The organism is Massilia genomosp. 1 (genome assembly GCF_011682185.1).
In the GTDB taxonomy this organism is placed as follows: domain Bacteria; phylum Pseudomonadota; class Gammaproteobacteria; order Burkholderiales; family Burkholderiaceae_D; genus Telluria_A; species Telluria_A rubra.
The window spans coordinates 1-216 of sequence record NZ_WHJF01000700.1; the positions used below are offsets into that span (position 1 = coordinate 1).

Sequence of the window (216 nt, forward strand, 5' to 3'; positions counted from 1 at the left end):
CGAGCAGCCCGAACATCAAATGGCTCATGACTTTGGCATGTCCCTTGACCATGATGTTGCGGCCACCAAACTCGTCCTTGAGGCGCGCATTGGTCCGTTCGGCCACAGTGCGCTCACGGTAGCGAACCTCATCGGCAGGCTCGAAGTGTTCCTTCTCGCCGCCACGCGGATTATGGTCGATCAGGGGGACGTGTCCCAGTTCGCGGCAGTGGTCGT

1 pseudogene is annotated in these 216 nt (G+C 60.2%); it reads right to left on the bottom strand.

From position 1 onward, the window contains the following. Positions 1-216 (bottom strand): annotated as a pseudogene (locus F1735_RS38710) (IS5/IS1182 family transposase); the annotation flags it as partial.